12 protein-coding genes are annotated in these 18,547 nt (G+C 71.0%); 4 read left to right on the top strand and 8 right to left on the bottom strand.

What is annotated here, in order from left to right; translation table 11 throughout:
* Positions 1 to 26 precede the first annotated feature (26 nt).
* The 3 genes from JG540_RS07050 to proC all read right to left on the bottom strand — a co-directional run bounded on the left by JG540_RS07050 (position 27) and on the right by proC (position 6,246).
* Positions 27 to 1,934: an AMP-dependent synthetase/ligase gene (locus tag JG540_RS07050; protein WP_407648358.1), complete on the bottom strand. Its 1,908-nt coding sequence runs from the start codon at positions 1,932 to 1,934 to the stop codon at positions 27 to 29.
* Between the two features lie 152 nt (positions 1,935 to 2,086).
* A complete protein-coding gene (gene valS / locus JG540_RS07045) occupies positions 2,087 to 4,873 on the bottom strand; it encodes a valine--tRNA ligase (RefSeq protein WP_200274923.1) in 2,787 nt (928 codons plus the stop codon).
* 524 nt (positions 4,874 to 5,397) lie between these two features.
* Complete coding sequence (gene proC, locus JG540_RS07040; RefSeq protein WP_200274922.1) at positions 5,398 to 6,246, bottom strand: pyrroline-5-carboxylate reductase; 849 nt, start codon at positions 6,244 to 6,246, stop codon at positions 5,398 to 5,400.
* A 671-nt stretch (positions 6,247 to 6,917) separates the two neighbouring features.
* Here proC and ileS point away from each other — a divergent pair.
* Complete coding sequence (gene ileS, locus JG540_RS07035; protein WP_200274921.1) at positions 6,918 to 10,274, top strand: isoleucine--tRNA ligase; 3,357 nt, start codon at positions 6,918 to 6,920, stop codon at positions 10,272 to 10,274.
* 140 nt (positions 10,275 to 10,414) lie between these two features.
* Here ileS and JG540_RS07030 read toward each other — a convergent pair whose 3' ends face one another.
* From JG540_RS07030 to JG540_RS07020, 3 genes are all read right to left on the bottom strand, one after another.
* The gene (locus tag JG540_RS07030) at positions 10,415 to 10,618 is read right to left on the bottom strand and encodes a hypothetical protein (RefSeq protein ID WP_200274920.1); all 204 of its coding nucleotides are present in this window, start codon (positions 10,616 to 10,618) and stop codon (positions 10,415 to 10,417) included.
* A gap of 4 nt (positions 10,619 to 10,622) precedes the next feature.
* The gene (locus JG540_RS07025; RefSeq protein ID WP_200274919.1) at positions 10,623 to 11,255 is read right to left on the bottom strand and encodes a hypothetical protein; all 633 of its coding nucleotides are present in this window, start codon (positions 11,253 to 11,255) and stop codon (positions 10,623 to 10,625) included.
* A gap of 293 nt (positions 11,256 to 11,548) precedes the next feature.
* On the bottom strand, positions 11,549 to 11,863 hold the full coding sequence (locus tag JG540_RS07020) for a transcriptional regulator (RefSeq protein WP_200274917.1): 315 nt from the start codon (positions 11,861 to 11,863) through the stop codon (positions 11,549 to 11,551).
* A gap of 63 nt (positions 11,864 to 11,926) precedes the next feature.
* Between JG540_RS07020 and JG540_RS07015 the strand changes: the two genes are divergently transcribed.
* Both JG540_RS07015 and ndk read left to right on the top strand, forming a co-directional pair.
* On the top strand, positions 11,927 to 13,849 hold the full coding sequence (locus tag JG540_RS07015; protein ID WP_200274915.1) for a bifunctional folylpolyglutamate synthase/dihydrofolate synthase: 1,923 nt from the start codon (positions 11,927 to 11,929) through the stop codon (positions 13,847 to 13,849).
* Positions 13,850 to 14,136: 287 nt separating this feature from the next.
* Positions 14,137 to 14,571, top strand: coding sequence for a nucleoside-diphosphate kinase (gene ndk / locus JG540_RS07010; protein WP_200274913.1), 435 nt, complete (start codon positions 14,137 to 14,139; stop codon positions 14,569 to 14,571).
* Positions 14,572 to 14,796: 225 nt separating this feature from the next.
* Here ndk and JG540_RS07005 read toward each other — a convergent pair whose 3' ends face one another.
* Both JG540_RS07005 and JG540_RS07000 read right to left on the bottom strand, forming a co-directional pair.
* Positions 14,797 to 16,047 carry an ABC transporter permease gene (locus JG540_RS07005; RefSeq protein WP_200274911.1) on the bottom strand — a complete coding sequence of 417 codons (1,251 nt, stop codon included), beginning with the start codon at positions 16,045 to 16,047 and terminating at the stop codon, positions 14,797 to 14,799.
* Positions 16,044 to 16,988 carry an ABC transporter ATP-binding protein gene (locus JG540_RS07000; RefSeq protein ID WP_200274909.1) on the bottom strand — a complete coding sequence of 315 codons (945 nt, stop codon included), beginning with the start codon at positions 16,986 to 16,988 and terminating at the stop codon, positions 16,044 to 16,046. Before JG540_RS07000 ends, JG540_RS07005 begins: the two co-directional genes overlap by 4 nt.
* A gap of 167 nt (positions 16,989 to 17,155) precedes the next feature.
* Between JG540_RS07000 and JG540_RS06995 the strand changes: the two genes are divergently transcribed.
* Entirely contained in the window at positions 17,156 to 18,427 is a 1,272-nt protein-coding gene (locus JG540_RS06995; protein ID WP_200274907.1) for an alpha/beta hydrolase, read from the top strand.
* The last annotated feature ends 120 nt before the right edge of the window (positions 18,428 to 18,547 follow it).

Below are 18,547 nucleotides of genomic sequence, written 5' to 3'. Positions count from 1 at the left end.
CCTGCTGGTTCCCCAGCGAAGCCGTCCTAGTCCTGCGGTCCGGCCTTAACAGACTTGTAGATGTCGTCAACGACCTCGGAGAAGCACTCCAGCACTGCGTTGCGCTTGACCTTCAGTGAGGGGGTCAGCAGCCCGTTAGCCTCCGTGAAGTCCGAGGTCAGCACCCGGTAGGAGCGGATAGACTCGGCCCGGGAGACGGCCCGGTTGGTGCGGGCCACCGCCTGGTCCAGCTTGGCGAGCACCTGCGGGTTGGTGGAGGCCGTGACCACGTCCATCTCCGGCAGGCCGTGGTTAGTGAGCCACTGCGGCAGCATCTCCGCGTCCAGGGTGATCAGGGCGGAGATGAAGGGCTTCTGGTCACCGACCACCAGCACCTGGGAGACCAGCGGGTGGCCGCGCAGGCGGTCCTCCAGCAGGGCCGGGGCCACGTTCTTGCCCCCGGCGGTCACGATCAGCTCCTTCTTGCGACCGGTGATCGAGATCCAGCCCTCCTCGTCGATCGCGCCGATGTCCCCGGTGCGGAACCAGCCGTCCGGGGTGAAGGCCTCCGCGTTCGCCTCCGGGTTGTTGCGGTAGCCCCGGAAGACCCCCAGGCCACGCACCTCGATCTCGCCGTCCGCACTGACCCGCACCTGGTTGCCGCACACCGGCGGGCCGACCGTGCTGATCTTGTTCCGCTCCGGCAGGTTCACGGAGGTGGGGCCGATGGTCTCGGTCAGCCCGTAGCCCTCCAGGACCTCCAGGCCGATACCCCGGTAGAAGTGCCCCAGGCGCTCGCCCAGGGGGCCGCCCCCGGAGATCGCGTACCTGGCGTTGGGGCCGAGCAGGGAGCGCAGGGTGCGGTACACCAGGCGGTCAGCCAGCTGGTGGCTGGCGGCCAGGGACCGGGAGGGGCCCGCCTCCGTGTCCAGGGCCCGCGAGTACTGGATGGCTACCTTCGCGGCCCAGCGGAAGGTCCTGAGCCGCAGGCCGGTTCCCGCCTTGGCGTCAGCGGCGTTGTAGATCTTCTCCAGCACCCGGGGCACGGCCAGCACGTAGGTGGGGGCGAAGGCCTTGAGGTCCGGCAGCAGCGTCTTGGGGTCGGAGTGGCCCAGCACCCCGTTGCCCGCCAGGGCCAGCAGCTGCAGGAAGCGGGCGTAGGAGTGCGCCAGGGGCAGGAACAGCAGCAGGCGGGCGTCCTTGGCCCACAGCAGCTCAGGGATCCACCGCACCCCGTTCCAGGCCAGCCCGGCACAGTTGCGGTGGGTCAGCTCCACGCCCTTGGGCCTGCCGGTGGTGCCGGAGGTGTAGATGACGGAGTACAGGTCGTCAGTGGTCAGGGAGGCGGTGCGCTCGTCCAGCTCGGCGCGGCTCACCTTGCGGCCCGCCTCCGCCAGCTGGGTCAGGGCGTCCCGGGCCAGCACCAGCACCGGGATGCTCGGGGTCTGCGGCCGGTCCTGGCGCACGGCCTTGACCGCGCCGCGGACCAGCTCGCCCAGCGCCGCGGAGTCCGTGATGACCAGGCGCACGTCGGAGTCGGTCAGGATCCACTCGACCTGCTCGGCGGAGTCGGTCTCGTAGATCGGCACGCTGACCAGGCCCGCACGGGCGATAGCCATGTCCACCAGGGTCCACTCGTAGGAGGTGCTGGCCATCAGGGCCACGGACTGGCCCTGGCGCAGCCCCAGGCCCATCAGCCCGGCCGCGACCTGGGCCACCTCCTCCGCGAAGTAGCGGGCGGTCACCTTCTGCCAGCCGCGCCCCAGGTGGGTCTTGCGCTCAATGACGACGGAGTCGGGGTCCCGCTCCACCCGCTGCGCCAGCAGCCACGGGACGGTCCAGCCTGACTGCGGCTCCTCAGTCAGCGGGCTGGAGCTCACGCCGTCACGCACCGACACCTGTGCTGGTGCCGGGGTAGTGGAGGTCTCCTGGGGCTGGCGGGTAAGGAAAGGGATCACCCGCACATTGTGTCAGTGCCACGGCCTCAGGGGCTGGGGCGGGAACGAGAGATACACCCAGGGGTCTTGTAGAAACCCACTAACAGAGGTGTCTCTGGTAGTGGGCTTCAGGAAGGTCCGCCGGGGCTCGCCGCCCCCGCGGGCACGGTTCAGGCCTTGGCAGGCTTGGCCGGAGCCTCACCCAGCACGTGCGCGGTGACCAGTACCGGGGCCACCGCCTCAGCCTCCGCCGTCGGGGCGGCAGCCGTGAGCGTCAACGGGCCAGTCACCTTGGCGGCCTCCAGCAGGTCCGCACGCACCAGCTCAATCGCCTCCGCCAGCTCCGCGGAGACCTCCAGGGTCACGGACTCAATCGGCGTCTTCTGGCTGACCTTGGCCTCGGACTTGAGCTTGCGCAGGGCCGCCAGCGCCGTGCCAGCCTGGCCGATAAGCGCCTGGTCCGCGCCCGCGGCCGCAGCCCGCAGCCCCGCCGCCTGCGGCCAGGCAGCGCGGTGCACCGAGCCGGTGCGGTACCAGCTCCACACCTCCTCGGTCACGAAGGGCAGGAAGGGGGCGAAGAGCCTTACGAAGGTGTCCACCGCCACCGCCAGGGTGGTGCGGGCCGAGGCCACCGCGGCGGCCGCGTGGACGCCGTCGAAGTCATTGGCCCGGTCCTTGACCAGCTCGATGTAGTCGTCGCAGAAGGTCCAGAAGAAGGACTCGGCCACCTCCAGGGCGCGGGCGTGCTCAAAGCCCTCAAATGCCTTGGTGGCGGCGTCCACGACGTCAGCCAGGGCCGCCAGCACCGCCCGGTCCACCGGTTCGGTCACGGCAGCGGTGTCCAGGCTGGGGGCGGGAGCGGCGGCCGCGGTGGCCGCGTCGGCGTCCCACGGCACCCCCATGGACAAGGCGAACTTGGAGGCGTTCAGCACCTTGATGGCCAGACGGCGGCCCACCTTGATCTGCGCCTCATCGAAGGTGGCGTCCAGGCCCAGGCGCGCCGAGGCCGCCCAGTAGCGCACCGCGTCGGAGCCGTACTTCTCCAGCAGGCCCATAGGGGTGACCACGTTGCCCTTAGACTTGCTCATCTTCTTGTGGTCCGGGTCCAGGATCCAGCCGGAGATACCCGCGTGCGCCCACGGCAGGGCCCCGAACTCCAGGTTGGCGCGCACCACCGTGGAGAACAGCCAGGTGCGGATGATGTCCTGGCCCTGGGGGCGCAGGTCCATCGGGTAGGTGCGGGAGAACAGGTCCTCGTCGCTCAGCCAGCCGCAGGCCAGCTGAGGGGACAGGGAGGAGGTGGCCCAGGTGTCCATGATGTCCAGCTCGCCCACGAAGCCCCCGGGCACGCCCCGCTGCTCCTCGGTGAAGCCCTCCGGGACGTCCGAGGACGGGTCCACCGGTAGGGCGGACTCGGCGGGGGTGATGACGGCGTCGTAGTCCACCTGGCCCTCGGCGTCCACCCGGTACCACACCGGGAAGGGCACGCCGAAGAAGCGCTGCCGGGAGATCAGCCAGTCGTTGTTCAGTCCCTTGACCCAGTTCTCGTAGCGCACCCGCATGAAGTCGGGGTGGAAGGCCAGGTCGCGGCCCCGCCCGATCAGCTCCTCGTTCAGGTCGGCACCGCTGGCCGGGTTGGTCCAGGGCTTGCCGCCGTTGCGGATGTACCACTGGCGGGAGGTGACGATCTCCAGGGGCTTGTCGCCCTTCTCGAAGAAGCTGGTCTGGCGCAGGGTCCTGACGGGCTCGCCGCGCATCTCCCCAGAGGCGGCCAGCTCCTGGACCAGCACCTCCCGGGCGGAGAAGGTGGTCTTGCCCGCCATCTGGGCGTAGACCTCACGGCCCTTGGCCGAGGTGATCCACTCGGGGGTCTCCGCCTCCAGACGGCCGTCCTTGCGCAGCACCGCCCGCAGCGGCAGGGAAAGGTCCCGCCACCAGTCGATGTCCGTGGTGTCACCGAAGGTGCAGCACATGGCGATGCCCGCGCCCTTGTCCATCTCCGCGGCCGGGTGGGGCAGCACCGGCACCTCGACGCCGAAGACCGGGGAGGCCACGGTGGTGCCGAAGAGCGGCTTGAAGCGCTCGTCGTCGGGGTGGGCGACCAGGGCCACGCAGGCGGGCAGCAGCTCGGGGCGGGTGGTCTCGATGCAGATGTCCACCTCGTCCTCGATGGGAGCGCCTGCAGCCCTGGCCGAGGCGGCGGCCTCGGCGTCCACCACGTGGAAGGCCAGCCGGTGGTAGAAGCCCGGGTACTCGCGCGACTCCAGCTCGGCCTGGGCCACCGCCGTCTGGAAGGTCACGTCCCACAGGCCGGGGGCAGCAGCCTGGTAGGCCTCCCCCCGGGCCAGGTTGCGCAGGAAGGCGGCCTGGGCCACCTTGCGGGCGCGCGCCCCGATGGTCTGGTAGGTCTGCTTCCAGTCCACGCTCAGGCCCAGGTAGCGCCAGAGCTGCTCGAACTGGGCCTCGTCCTGCACCGTCAGGCGCTCGCACAGCTCCACGAAGTTACGGCGGGAGACCGGCACCTGGTCGCGGGCCTTGACGGACCGGCCCTCACCGCCCTCGAAGGGGGGCTGGAAGTCCGGGTCGTAGGCAAGGGTGGGGTCGCAGCGCACGCCGTAGTAGTTCTGGACCCGACGCTCCGTGGGCAGGCCGTTGTCGTCCCAGCCCATGGGGTAGAAGACGGCCTTGCCGGTCATGCGCTGGTAGCGGGCCACGGTGTCCGTGTGCGTGTAGGAGAAGACGTGCCCCACGTGCAGGGAGCCGGAGGCGGTGGGCGGCGGGGTGTCGATCGAGAAGGTCTGCTCGCGGGAGGCGCTGCGGTCGTAGGCGTAGGTGCCCTGCTCCTCCCAGCGCTGGCCCCAGGCCGTCTCCAGTCCGTCGGCGCTGACCTTGGCGGGCACGCGCGGGCTGTGGAGCTCGGAGGGCAGGATGCGGTTAGACGGCTCAGATCCAGACATGCGCCCGATTCTGTCATGCGCCCGCAGCACCACTACCGGCAGGCAGGTCCCAGGCCCTGTGAAGTGGGCTACGGGGGGAAGGTGTGCAGGGCGGTGGGGTGCTGGGCGCCTTGCAGGCGCGGTGGGGGCACGGTGGGGCCTGTTGGTGGCGCAGGTGGAGCTCGGGGTAGGCGGTGTGCCAACCACTGAGTGCGTGGTGGTGGGTTTCTCCAGGTCCGATAAGACTCTGGCGCGTCACCCGACCCCGACTTGTGCATTTCGGCGCGAGTGGTGCGGTTTTCCGGCACCACTCGCGCCGAAATGCACAAGTGGAGGCGAGGGGGTGGGGCATGGTGCGGGCGGTCTGGGCGATGTCCTGGGTGCCATGCGCGCTGGCCTGGGCGATGTCCTGGGTGCCATGCGCGTTGGTCGGGGAGATGTCCGGGGTGTCATGCGCGTTGGCCTGGGCGTTGTCCGGGGCGGGTCGGCTACGCGGCGTATGGAGGCCCGGCAGGCAGAGCGCCGGGGCCTGTGCGGGTGCCTGCTCAGGCCCCCAGCTCGCGGTCCCGGTCGATCGTGGCCTGGACGCCCGCCACGACGGCGGGGGAGAAGCCTGCCCGCTCCAGGGCCACCAGCCCGGCCACCGTCGTGCCCCCGGGGGAGCAGACGGCGTCCACCAGGTCGGCGGGCGTGCGCGCAGGCAGCCCGGCGGCGGCGCGGGCCGCCTCGGCCTGGATGCTGAGGGCGGATCCCAGGACCGCCTGGGTGGCGATCTCCACCGCCTGCGCCTTGGGCAGGCCCGCCTCCACTCCACCGCGGGCCAGGGCCTCGACGAAGGTGAACACGAAGGCCGGGGAGCAGCCCGCGATCGCCGTGAAGGCCGCAAAGAGCCGCTCAGGCAGCACGACGGTGCGGCCCACGGCCCCCAGCAGCGCGGTGACCGCGGCCAGGTCGTCGTCGGTGGCCTGCGGCCCGGCGGTCAGGGCGGTCATGGACTGGCCGACGGCGGCCGCCATATTGGGCATGGCACGCACCACGCGAGCGTCTTGCGGCAGGAGCGAGGCCAGGCGGTCGAGGGGGAGCCCCGCGGCCAGGGAGACCACGAGCGGGCGGCTGCTGGTCAGTGGCTCGCGCAGGGCGGCCAGGACCTGGGGGACGACGTGCGGCTTGACACCCAGCACCAGCACGTCACTGCGGCGCACCAGGGCAGGCGCTTCCTCCAGCGCCTCCACGCGGGGGTCCGCGAGCTGCGCGGCCAGGGCGGCGGCCGAGTCGTGGGCGCTCGTGACCAGGACGGTAGCGGGGTCCGCCCCGCGGGTCAGGCCCGCCGCTACCGCGCCGCGCACGATCGCGCCCGCCATGTTCCCCGCGCCGATAAAGCCGTAGACCGTCATGGGGCCAGGGTAGCCGGGACCGGCGGCGGGATCCTGTCACTGGCGGAGGCCTGGAGCGGCTCCGGCTCCTGGAGGCGGGGGCGGGACCCGCGTGCTTGCAGTGACGGCAGCCCGACTGTCTTGCAAGGACCTGGTTCTAGCCCTCCGCCAGTGGCAAGAACGGGTGGAGAGGCAGCCTTCGGACTGGGGCCCGGACCATCACCTCAACACCTTACTGCTACCTTGCTGCAACCTTCCTGCCAGGTCAGGCAGCGCGGGCACAGACCAAACGCCAGGCCAGACTCCAGGCCAGGCTCCAACCGGACCCCGGCCGGTGTGGCCAGCACGACGCCGGGGAACCGCGCCCGCCCCTGGAAGTCGCCACAGCCAGCCGCTAAACTCCCCGCCAACAGGCACTGACCCGGCCAGGGAGGCGCAGCCACGCGGCCCTGGGTATCACCGGCGAGCCTCCCGGAAGAACCGGTGCCCCGGCACCCCAGTAGAACCGGGCGGGCGGGGCCCGCACAGCCCCCTAACGAGCGGCCCGGCCACGCCGTCTCCGGTCACCCGGACCCGGCAGGCCAGGCAAGCGAGGTGGTACCGCGGTGCGGTGCCCGCGGTCCGGCAGGACCGGCTGGCACCGGCGTCGTCCTCGTCCCCACACGGCACGAGACGGACGCGAGGCAGAGCAGATGGCCACAGACACCGACCACACCGGCACCCCCACCGGGGCCTCCTTCTACCCCCTGCACCGGCCCGGCCAGCAGGTTGACCCCGCCCCCTCCTTCCCCAGGATCGAGGAGGAGGTCCTGGCCTACTGGAAGGAGGACGGCACCTTCCAGGCCTCTATCGACGCCCGCCCCACCCACGACCCCGACGGCACCCCCAACGAGTTCGTCTTCTACGACGGCCCGCCCTTCGCCAACGGCCTGCCCCACTACGGGCACCTGCTGACCGGCTACGTGAAGGACGCCGTGGGCCGCTACCAGACCCAGCAGGGCCGCCGCGTGGAGCGGCGCTTCGGCTGGGACACCCACGGGCTGCCCGCCGAGCTGGAGGCCCAGCGGCTGCTGGGCATCGACGATGTCTCGGAGATCACCCGCCCCGGGGGGATCGGCATCGGCAGGTTCAACGAGGAGTGCCGCACCTCCGTGCTGCGCTACACCAAGGAGTGGGAGGAGTACGTCACCCGCCAGGCCCGCTGGGTGGACTTCGAGGGTGACTACAAGACCCTGGACCCCGACTACATGGAGTCCGTCATCTGGGCCTTCAAGACCCTCTACGACAAGGGGCTGGCCTACCAGGGCTACCGGGTGCTGCCCTACTGCTGGCACGACCGCACCCCCTTGAGCAACCACGAGCTCAAGATGGATGACGACGTCTACCAGGACCGTCAGGACAACACCGTAACCGTCGGCATGCGCCTGACCGAGCCGCTGCTGCCCGAGGCCACCACCCCCGAGCTGGTGCTGATCTGGACCACCACCCCCTGGACCCTGCCCTCCAACCTGGCGGTCGCCGTGGGCCCGGACATCGACTACGCGGTGGTGCGCGTGGCCCCGGACCTGGACTCCCCGCTGGCCGGGCAGGACGTGGTCCTGGGGGAGGCCCGACTGGCCGCCTACGCCAAGGAGCTCGGTGAGGAGCCCCAGGTGCTCGCCCGTCTCAAGGGCTCCGAGCTGGTGGGCCGCCGCTACCACCCGATCTTCGGCTACTTCGACGACGCCGGGCACCGGGCGGAGGGGGCCGCGCCCGGCCCCAACGGCTGGACGGTCATCGGCGGCGACTACGTGACCACCGAGGACGGCACCGGGCTGGTCCACCTCGCCCCCGCCTTCGGTGAGGACGACATGCTCGTCTGCCAGGAGGCTGGCATCAACCCGGTCCTGCCGGTCGACGACGGCGGCTGCTTCACCGCCGAGGTCCCTGACTACCAGGGGCTGCAGGTCTTTGAGGCCAACAAGCCGATCATCGCGGACCTGCGCGACGGCAGCGGCCCGCTGTCCCGGGTGGAGTCCGCCCGCCGCGCCGTCCTGGTGCAGCAGAAGAGCTACGTGCACAGCTACCCGCACTGCTGGCGCTGCCGCAATCCCCTGATCTACAAGGCCGTGTCCAGCTGGTTCGTGAAGGTGACGGCCATCCGTGACCGGATGGTCGAGCTCAACCAGGACATCGAGTGGACCCCCGCCCACATCAAGGACGGGATCTTCGGCAACTGGCTGGCTGGCGCCCGCGACTGGTCCATCTCCCGCAACCGCTTCTGGGGTGCCCCCATCCCCGTGTGGCGCTCCGACGACCCTGCCTACCCGCGTGAGGACGTCTACGGCTCCTTCGAGGAGCTGGAGCGGGACTTCGGGGTGGAGGTCAAGGACCTGCACCGGCCCTTCATCGACACCCTGGTGCGCCCCAACCCGGACGACCCCACGGGCCGCTCCATGATGCGCCGTATCCCCGACGTCCTGGACTGCTGGTTCGAGTCCGGGGCCATGCCCTTCGCCCAGGTGCACTACCCCTTTGAGAACGTCGAGTGGTTCGAGTCCCACAACCCGGGGGACTTCATCGTGGAGTACATCGGGCAGACCCGCGGCTGGTTCTACACCCTGCACGTGCTGGCTACCGCCCTGTTCGACCGGCCTGCCTTCCGCACCTGCGTCTCCCACGGCATCCTGCTGGGTGACGACGGCGCCAAGATGAGCAAGTCCCTGCGCAACTACCCCGACGTCAACATGGTCTTCAACCGGGACGGGGCGGACGCCATGCGCTGGTTCCTGCTGTCCAGCCCCGTGGTGCGCGGCGGGAACCTGGCGGTCAAGGAAAAGGCCGTCCGGGACACGGTGCGCCAGGTGCTCCTGCCGCTGTGGAACACCTGGTACTTCTTCTCCCTGTACGCCAGCCAGGCCCAGGAGGGGGGCTGCTACACCACCCCCGGAGTGGACCTGGCGGACCAGAGCCTGTTCGGGCCGCGCGGTAGCCTGCCGGTGATGGACCGCTACGTGCTGGCCCGCACCAAGGACCTGGCCGCCACGGTGGCCGCCCAGATGGACGCCTACGAGGTCACCGGGGCCACCGCCACGATCCGGGACTTCATGGACGTGCTCACCAACTGGTACCTGCGCACCTCCCGGTCCCGCTTCACCGACGCCGACCCCGCCGTCCACCGGCCGGCCTTCGACACCCTGGCCACGGTGCTGCGCGTGCTCACCCAGGTGATGGCCCCGCTCGCCCCGCTGGTCAGCGAGGAGGTCTATCGGGGGCTGACGGGCGAGCGCTCCGTGCACCTGACCGACTGGCCGGTGCTGCCCACCCACGTGGCCGACCCCGCCCTGGTCTCTGCCATGGACGACGCCCGGGAGGCGGTCTCGGCGGCCCTGAGCCTGCGCAAGGCGGAGAAGCTGCGGGTGCGCCAGCCCCTGCGCTCCCTGACCGTGGCCACCACCGACCCGGCGGGCCTGGCGCCCTTCCGGACGCTGATCGGTGAGGAGGTCAACGTCAAGGAGGTGCGGGTCCTGGACGCCGCCGACGCCGGCTACCAGATCACCGAGCAGCTGGCGCTCAACCCGCCCGCCTTCACCCCCGAGGTGCGCAAGCTGACCTCCCGGCTCTTCGCCGCCGTCAAGGCCGGGGAGTGGGAGCTCACGGAGGACGGCGACGTGCGCTTCGACGGCGTGCTGCTGGAGGGCACCCCCGTGGTCCTGGAGGCGGAGGAGGGCTCCTTCACCCTCACCAGCCGCATCGAGCTGGAGGACGAGTCGCTGGCCGCGACCATGCTCGGCTCCGGGGCCTTCGTGGTGCTGGACACCGCCCTGGACGAGGCGCTGGAGGCGGAGGGTTGGGCCCGTGACCTGGTGCGCCTGGTCATGGATGAGCGCAAGGCGGCGGGTATGCAGATCGGGGAGCCGGTCAACCTGACCCTGACGGTGCCTGCGGACAAGGAGGCCTGGACCGGCGCCTATCTTGACCTCATCAAGGCGGAGACGAGTTGTGTGGCCGCGGACGTCGTGGCCGCCCCCGCCGTCGGCGAGCCTAAGGCCAGGGTTTCCCGCGCCTGAGCGCGGGCGGCGACGAGTTGACCCGGCCCCGCCGTAGGCTCAACGGCGACAGCGGCGAGGGTCCCTGCGGTGATGACCGGAGGGACCCTCGCCCTGCCCGTCATGGGGGCGGCGCGGTCCGGGGTGCGCCCATGCCCGTCTCAGCGCTTGCGCTGGTCGAGGAGGAGGAACACGACGGTCGCTATGATCAGGGTGGAGGACACTGCCCCGAGCGGTGACGAGTCTTTGCCATTCAGTGACATGACCAGGGCGATGATGCTGGTGATCAGGCCGACGATGGCGAGGATGAGGATGACCGCCCGAGCGGCGTGACTCTTCTTGGGGGTGCGGTTCATAGTGGTCACCGACTTATTGTGCCCAGCAGACGGGAACAGCGGCAGGGGTGACGTACACCTTGATACCCCTTCCCCATGAATTGCAGAGACCGTATATGCCGCCTGTGATGACGAGTGCAGAGGCGATCGCGCTAGCGCCGACCGCGCCGATACCGGTCCAGCCTGTGAGTAGTCCAGCAACTCCGGCAACGCCAGCTCCTGCGTTCAGGAGGTTGTTCAGTACGGAGGCCTGGCACGAGTTGAGATACACGGTGGGCCAAAAGGCTCGAGCCCCAGTGCGGCCAACGTAGCTCCCTCGCTCGACAGGGATGCGGGAGAGTTGATCCTTGTATGCATCGAGCGCTAGTTCCTGGCTTGGGGTAATGGCGGACCGAGAGTTGGAGGTGACTACATGGCCGCCTCCGATGTAGTAGCCGACGGCAAACTCGATCGCTGTCTTCTCTGCGATGCGAGTGTCAAGGAGGGCGTCGTTGAGGAGGAATCCCTCGTCTGTTATATATTCGTTCACAGCGGTATATGAATCCGCGACTGACCTCTCCGTTTCGGCGGCGGTCGCAGGTGCGCTCGTCCAGAGTGCCATGAGCGCGACAAGGATGAATGCAAGTTCCTGTCTATAGGAACGGGCTCGTGGGGACACGCTGAGCATGGTTTGAGCCTTTGGTTTGAGAAATGCTTGGTCGCAAACTCACGCAGAGTGAACTGTATCATACGTTAACAGAATCTGTGGGAGTCAGTGGGCGTTATGAGTTAGGGGGAGGCGAGCCCTGTCGTCCGGTGGAACGGACTCCAGACAGCTGTCGCGAGCCCACCTTGAGGGGGCGCCGAGCATAAGGACGGCAACGAGCTTGGTGAGGGAGAGCCAGACACGCTCCGCAGGCTGAAGCTCGACTCGCCCCCGAAAGCAACCGCGCTAGGCCCACCCCGGCCCTCAGGAGCACCTCAGCGACTGCGCGGCGCCGGCACCTGCTCCCACACGGCCTCCAGCACCTCCACGAGCGCGCCCGCCTCCTGCTCATCCTTGGGTATCGGCAGGCGGCGGGCGGGCTTGGCCCCCGGGTAGGGATCCTCCAGCGGGGCGTCCGGCACCGCCTCGCGCACGGCGGGCACGTCCTTGAGCAGCAGGCGCTCGTCGTAGACGCCGCCGACCACCCGCTCACGCCAGTACAGGACGTACTCGCCCATCATGGCGCGAGCACGAGCCCCAGGACCCAGCAGCTCTGTGAGCGATGCGATGGTCTGCTTCGACGTAGCCATGCTCCTAGGCTAGCCGCGGCGTCGTTAGGCTGTGCGCGGTCCACCAACAGGGGAGAGCAGCAGATGAGCAGCGAGCACAAGCACCACGCCAGCCAGCCCAGCCAGCAGGTCGAGGGCAGCCACCCTGGCGCCGCCTTCGGTATCCCCGCGGGCGCCACCGGCGAGGAGGTCGTGGACGCCATCTTCAACCCCGCAGGCCCCGGCGGTGGTGTGGACCCCGAGCTGCTGCCCTACCTGGAGGCCGCCGACTCCGAGGACGGCCTGTCCATTGCGGAGGTCCGTGAGGCCGGGCGCACCGCCGCCGAGCGCGAGCAGGAGGCCGAGGACGAGCGCCTGGCCGCCCTGCGCGAGCTGGTGGCCCACAACCTGGTCCCCGGCGGGGACCTGGCCCGCCTGGACGAGCTCCTGGCTGAGGTGGACGCCGACGACAGCGACGACTGGAACGACTGGGAGCCCGTCCTGCCGGACCCGGCCGCCTCCGCCTCCGGCAGCGCCTCAGCCCGCAGCGCCGACGAGGCTGACGACGCCGCCGTCGCCGTCGCCGACCACGGGCGCGGAGGTGCGGCCCACACCACCGCCCTGCTGGAGGCCCGCCGTCGCAGCGTCGTCGCCCAGCGGATGCGTGAGGTGGAGGCGGAGATCCTCTCCCGGGCCCCCGAGCACCAGGTGCAGCCCTCCCTGGAGCGGGTGGAGGCCGTGCTGGACATTATCGGCAACCCGGAGCGCGCCTACCGTGTGGTGCACGTGACCGGCACCAACGGCAAGACCTCCACCGCCCGCATGGTCGAGCGCCTCCTGGCCGCCACCGGCATGCGCACGGGCCGCTTCACCAGCCCCCACCTGGCCACCATCCGCGAGCGCATCAGCCTGGACGGGGAGCCCATCAGCGAGGAGGGCTTTATCGCGGCCTGGGAGGACGTGGCCCCCTACATCGCGATGGTCGACCAGGACAGCCAGGCCAAGGGCGGGCCGCGCCTGAGCTTCTTTGAGGTGCTCACGGTCATGGCGCTGGCCGCCTTCGCCGACTACCCCGTGGACGTGGCGGTGATTGAGGTCGGCATGGGCGGGCGCTGGGACGCCACCAACGTGGTCGCCTCCGAGGTGGAGGTCATCACCCCGGTCGGGCTGGACCACACCAGGTGGCTGGGGGACAGCCTCACCGAGATCGCCACCGAGAAGGCCGGGATCATCAAGGACGGCGCCACCCTGGTCACCGCGCGGCAGCCCGAGCAGGCCCTGGGGCCGATCAGCCAGGCCGCCCAGGAGCACGCCGTGGTGTGGCGCCGCGAGGCGGACCCGGACTCTGAGCCGCAGGCAGAGCCCGGCGCGCCGCAGGCCGGGGAGCTGGCGGTGGTGGACCGGGAGCTGGCGGTGGGCGGCCAGCTGGTAACCCTGCGCACCGCCGCGGGCGTCTACGAGGACGTGTTCGTGCCGCTGCACGGGGAGTACCAGGCCCGTAACGCCCTGCTGGCCCTGGCCGCCGCCGAGGCCCTGTTCGGGGGGCGCCTGCTGCCCGCGCGGATCGTCGAGGAGGGCTTTGCCTCCGTCACCAGCCCCGGGCGCCTGGAGGTGGTGCGCTCCTCACCCACCGTGCTGGTGGACGCCGCCCACAACCCCCACGGGGTGGCCGCCCTGCGTGAGGCGGTGGAGGAGGTCTTTGGCTTCACGCACCTGGTGGCGGTGCTCGGGCTCATGGCGGACAAGGACCTGGAGGGGGTGCTCGCCGAGCTGGAGCCCTTCTGCGAGGCGGTGGTCTGCGTGCCCGTGGACTCGCCGCGGGCGGCCGCGGCTGAGGACCTGGCTGAGGTGGCGCGGGAGGTCTTCGGGGCCGACCGGGTGCAGGCTGCCGACAGCCTGCCCGCAGGCCTGGAGCGGGCGCAGGAGCTGGCGGAGCGCCACGACGGCCCCCTGCCCAGCTCCGGGGTGCTGGTGCTGGGCTCGGTGGTGCTCGCCGCCGAGGCCCGCGCCCTGTTCGGCCGCGCCTGAGCGGCTGCCGTTCCTGGCTGGGCCGTCTCTGCCGTGCTGGTCCTGGCTGGTCGCGGGCTGTGACGCCGTAGCTGGCGCAGATACTGGCTGGGATGGTTCTGGCTGAGGGCGGTACCGCCACGGCCCTGAGGTGACGCCTTGTGCCGCCGTCCTGACCGGCGGCCTTCCCGGCGGCAAGCCCGCTTGCTAGATTGCCGTTGCCGCGCCGGGGCGCCCGCCCTGCCGCGCCCACCAGACCGCCCGCTGCCGCCCGCCAGCCGCACGGTGCGAGAAAGGACCGCCCGCCCATGACGACGCTCCCCTCCCGCACGCTGATCCTGCTCAAGCCCGACGCCGTGCGGCGGGGCCTGACCGGCGAGATCCTGCGACGCTTTGAGAACAAGGGCTACCAGGTTGTCGCCCTGCGCCTGCTCACCGCCGCCGCCGAGACCCTGGCGGAGCACTACGCCGAGCACGTCTCCAAGCCCTTCTACCCGGGGGTGGAGGGCTACATGTCCTCCGGGCCGCTGGTGGCCCTGGTCCTGGAAGGGCACCGGGTGGTGGAGGGGGCCCGCTCCCTGATGGGGGCCACCGACCCCACCACCGCCGCGCCGGGCACCATCCGGGGGGACCTGGGCCGAGACTGGGGCGGGGAGGCCATCGAGAACCTGGTCCACGGCTCCGACAGCGACGAGTCCGCCGCACGGGAGATCGCCATCTGGTTCCCTGAGCTCGCGGCCTGAGCCAGTCGACCCGCAGAGGCCGTTGAGGCCAGAGGGTCTGCCCGGCGCGCTCGGCTGCTGAGCCCGGTGGCTTGCTGGTTCCTGCACGTCAATGGGCCACCGGGTCTGCTGAGAGCGTCGGGCTGACAGCACTGGCAGCACTAGCCTCAGCAGCAGTCGTAAGCACGGCAACGCCCTGCGGGGCCCAGCGACCTGGGCACCCGCAGGGCGTCGTCGTCAGGTGGTTCAGGCGGACCTGCGCCCCAGCACCTCCCGCAGCGGCACCCGCGCCCCCGTGCGGGTGACCGCCCGCTGGTAAATACGGGCCGAGACCCACACCAGCACAGGCAGCACCGCAACGGCCACCGCCAGGCCGATAGCCTGCTCACCCCAGCTGGAGACCCCGAGCACCAGCCGCGCCGGCATCAGGAACGGGGAGAAGAAGGGCACGTAGGACAGCACCTGCCACGTAGTCGCCTCCGGGCTGTTCAGAGCCATGTAGATGGAGGCCATGTAGGGGGCCATGACCAGCATGATCAGCGGGCCGGTGGTGCTGGGCATGTCCTCCTGCCGGCTCACCAGTGAGCCAGCGGCCCCGAACAGGACGGCGAAGGTCAGGAAGCCCACCACCATCCACAGCAGCATGACCACCAGGACCGCGTCCAGGTTGACCTGCACCTCCGGCAGGACCCCCGTCAACCTGGCGGTAGCCAGCCCCACGGCAGCCAGGAGCCCGTAGGACAGCACCACGGCCGTGCCGGTGCCCAGTATCTTCCCGGCCAGCAGGGAGGTAGGTCGCACGCAGGCCAGCAGGATCTCCACGATCCGGCTCGCCTTCTCCTCGACCACGCCCATGGCGATGGCCTGGCCGCCACCCATCAGGGTGATCATCAGCAGGACGTCCACGGCCATCAGCAGGGCGTAGCGGGCGCCAAAGTCCTCCTGGTCGGTGCTGGGCGGGTCCAGGGCCACCACCTCCGGGGTGGCGGAGGCCAGGGTGGTGGCCAGGCCGCTGGGGTCCCCGCCCAGGGAGGAGAACTGCTCGGCCAGGGCGCTCTGCTGGAGCACGGCGGTGATGCCCGCCTCCACCGCCGGGTCCGCGGACTCGCACACGTTGAGCCTGGGCTTGTCCCCGCTCAGGTCCAGCACCAGGTTGGGGGCGTCCTCCGGAGCGTCCTCGCACAGGCTCTGCTTGGTGGGAGGCGCGGCCGTGACCACCTCCACCGCCTGCCCCTGGGAGGTGACGACCTGGGCCAGGGCGGCGGAGACCTGGCTGTCGGCCCCGCTGACCCCCAGGCGGTAGGGCTGGTCGGTGCCGCTGTTGTACAGGCTCCAGCCGATGATGCCCCCGACCATAACCACCAGCATGATGGCGGTGGAGATCAGGGAGCTCTTGCGCAGCAGCTGGGTGCGCAGCTCGCGTCCCGCCACCAGCAGGATCTCGCTGCGGCGGGACATGGCGGCAGGGCCGCTAGCCTGTGGTGCGGTGGGGCTCATGCCTGCTTCTCCTTGTCGTTCTGCTCATCGCTGGGGGACTGAGGGGCGGCCAGGGCCTCCCGGAAGATCTCGGTCAGGCTGTGGCGCACGGGGCCCAGCTCCCGCACCGTCCCCAGCTGCCGGGCCGCCTCCAGCAGGGCCTGCTCGTCTGGACCGGTGGCGGTGACGACCAGCCGCCCGCCGTCGGCCTCCACCTGCGCCTCAGGCAGGCTGGCAGGCAGCTGCAGCTGGTCGGGTCTGGTGGGGGAGCCCGGCTCGACGACGACGCGCCAGCGGGGGGAGGCGGTGGCCTGCAGCTCGGCCACGGTGCCGTCAGCCACCAGCCTGCCGGAGCGGATGATCACCACCCGGTCGCACAGGCGCTCCACGACGTCGAGCTGGTGGGAGGAGAACAGGGTGGGCACGCCCGCCGCGGCCTGCTCGCGCAGCACCTGGCTCATAACGTCGACCGCCACCGGGTCCAGCCCGGAGAAGGGCTCGTCCAGTACCAGCAGGGAGGGCGCGCCCACCAGGGCAGCAGCCAGCTGGACCCGCTGCTGGTTGCCCAGGGAGAGCTTCTGCACCTCGTCACCGGCCCGCGCCGCCACCTCCAGGCGCTCCATCCAGTCCTGGGCGGTGGCCTTGGCCGCGGACCTGCCCAGGCCGTGCAGGCGGGCCAGGTAGCCCAGCTGCTCCCCGACCTTCATCTTGGGGTAGAGGCCCCGCTCCTCCGGCATGTAGCCGATCCGACGCCGCACGCTGGCGTCCAGCGGCCGTCCGTCCCAGCTGACCTCCCCGGAGTCGGGGGCCAGCACCCCCATGGTGATACGCATGGTGGTGGACTTCCCGGCACCGTTGGCCCCGACGAAGCCGACGATCTCACCGTCCTCCAGGTGGATGGACAGCTGGTCCAGGGCCTGCACGCTGCCGAAGCGCTTGGACAGGTTGCTTATCTTGAGCATCTAGTGCTCCGTCCTGGGTGGAGTGTGTACGGAAGGGCCGGCATGGTCCTGGCAGGCGCTAGCAGGCCCTAGGAGTTCACCGGTGATCCTAGGAGGCTGGGGCGCGATCCTCCTCATCCTGGCGGAGGAGCCCGGTGCGTAGCGGGATCCTTCGTTAGGGTGACCTTGTGCAGCAGGCTCCCCGGACGACCCCCTGGCGCGCTCGTGCCGCCACGGCCACCACCGCCTGCCTGCTGGCCGCCGCCGGGGTGAGCGCGCTGCTGGCCCTGGCCATGTTCCTGCCCCTGCCCGGCCTGGACTACTCGCTCATGCTGGGAACGTGGGGGCTGGCGGTCTCCGTCCTGCTCCTGCTGCTGGCAGCCGGGGCCGCCGTCTCCTCCCGGCGACGCCGCAGCCGCTTGCGTCTCCTGGCCGCCGTGCTGTCCGCCTGCGCGTTGCTGGCCACCGGCGTGGCCGGGACCGCCCAGCTCCGCTCCGCCCAGGCGGCAGGCACTCCGGTCAGCTGGTGGCAGGCTACCGGGATCGGCCAACGGGGGCGGCTGCCGGACCTGGAGCCGGTATTCATGGAGGACCGGGACTCCGGGCAGCGGCTGCAGGCGGGGGTCTGGCTGCCCCGCCACCAGGGCACCGGCCGGGTGCTGAGCCGCGAGGAGGTGCTGGCCGTCCACCCGCAGGGCGTGCCCGTCGTGGTGCTGCTGCACGGCGGGGGCTGGCGCACCGGTGACCGGCGCAACCCCATGACCAAGGGGCAGGCCACCTGGTTCGCCCGGCAGGGCTACCTGGCGATCGCCCTGGACTACCCGCTGTCCCTGCCCAGCCTGCCCACCTGGTGGCTGGCCGAGTCCCGTGCGGCCCTGGGCCTGTCCTGGGTGGGGAGCAATGCCGGGACCTGGGGCGGTGACGCGCAGCGCCTGGCCCTGGTGGGAGACTCCTCGGGCGGCCACCTGGCCCTGGAGATCGCCCTGCGTCAGGCACTGGGAACCATGGAGCAGGTCTGTGCGGAGCCGGTGCCCCCGGTGCGGGCCGTGTCCCTGACCTACCCGGTAGCGGACCCCGCCGGGTTCCACGACAACCCCGACCCGATCATGTCCCCCTACGTGGCTGGGCGGGCCGCCATGTACACCGGGGGCAGCCCCCGCCAGAAGCCGCAGCGCTACCTGGAGATCAGCCCCCTCGTCAAGGCCCGGGCGCTGCGGGAGCAGGGGCTGGGGGCGCAGGTGCCGCCGGTGCTGATCGTGCACGGCGAGCGCGACCACGTGGTGCCGGTGGCAGGCAGCGAGCAGCTGCACCAGGAGCTGGTGCGGGCCGGGGCGCGCAGCCAGCTGGTGGTGGTGCCCTACGCGGACCACGTCTTCGACCTCAACCCCGGCTCCCTGCCCTCCCAGCAGTGGCGGCACCTGACCCTGGAGCTGCTGCGCGACGTCGGCCTGGGGCTGTGAGACAGGGCGGTGCCCGCCCGGGTCCCGGACGCGCCCCTGGAACCTAGCCCTCCCTAGGGGGGAGCCACGCTCCTCCCTGCTGCTGAGGCGCGCGGGCCCGCCCAGGACGATAATCCTGCC

This window comes from Actinomyces weissii (assembly GCF_016598775.1).
In the GTDB taxonomy this organism is placed as follows: domain Bacteria; phylum Actinomycetota; class Actinomycetes; order Actinomycetales; family Actinomycetaceae; genus Actinomyces; species Actinomyces weissii.
Note: the sequence above shows the minus strand (reverse complement) of the source record. Positions and strands in the feature narration are given on the sequence as shown.

Bases quoted from the DNA above. Each gene is read 5' to 3' on its own strand.
- JG540_RS07025 (WP_200274919.1), bottom strand. From the start codon at position 11,255: ATGCTCAGCGTGTCCCCACGAGCCCGTTCCTATAGACAGGAACTTGCA.
- JG540_RS07020 (WP_200274917.1), bottom strand. From the start codon at position 11,863: ATGGCTACGTCGAAGCAGACCATCGCATCGCTCACAGAGCTGCTGGGT.
- ndk (WP_200274913.1), top strand. From the start codon at position 14,137: ATGACGACGCTCCCCTCCCGCACGCTGATCCTGCTCAAGCCCGACGCC.
- ileS (WP_200274921.1), top strand. From the start codon at position 6,918: ATGGCCACAGACACCGACCACACCGGCACCCCCACCGGGGCCTCCTTC.
- proC (WP_200274922.1), bottom strand. From the start codon at position 6,246: ATGACGGTCTACGGCTTTATCGGCGCGGGGAACATGGCGGGCGCGATC.
- JG540_RS07000 (WP_200274909.1), bottom strand. From the start codon at position 16,988: ATGCTCAAGATAAGCAACCTGTCCAAGCGCTTCGGCAGCGTGCAGGCC.
- valS (WP_200274923.1), bottom strand. From the start codon at position 4,873: ATGTCTGGATCTGAGCCGTCTAACCGCATCCTGCCCTCCGAGCTCCAC.
- JG540_RS07005 (WP_200274911.1), bottom strand. From the start codon at position 16,047: ATGAGCCCCACCGCACCACAGGCTAGCGGCCCTGCCGCCATGTCCCGC.
- JG540_RS07015 (WP_200274915.1), top strand. From the start codon at position 11,927: ATGAGCAGCGAGCACAAGCACCACGCCAGCCAGCCCAGCCAGCAGGTC.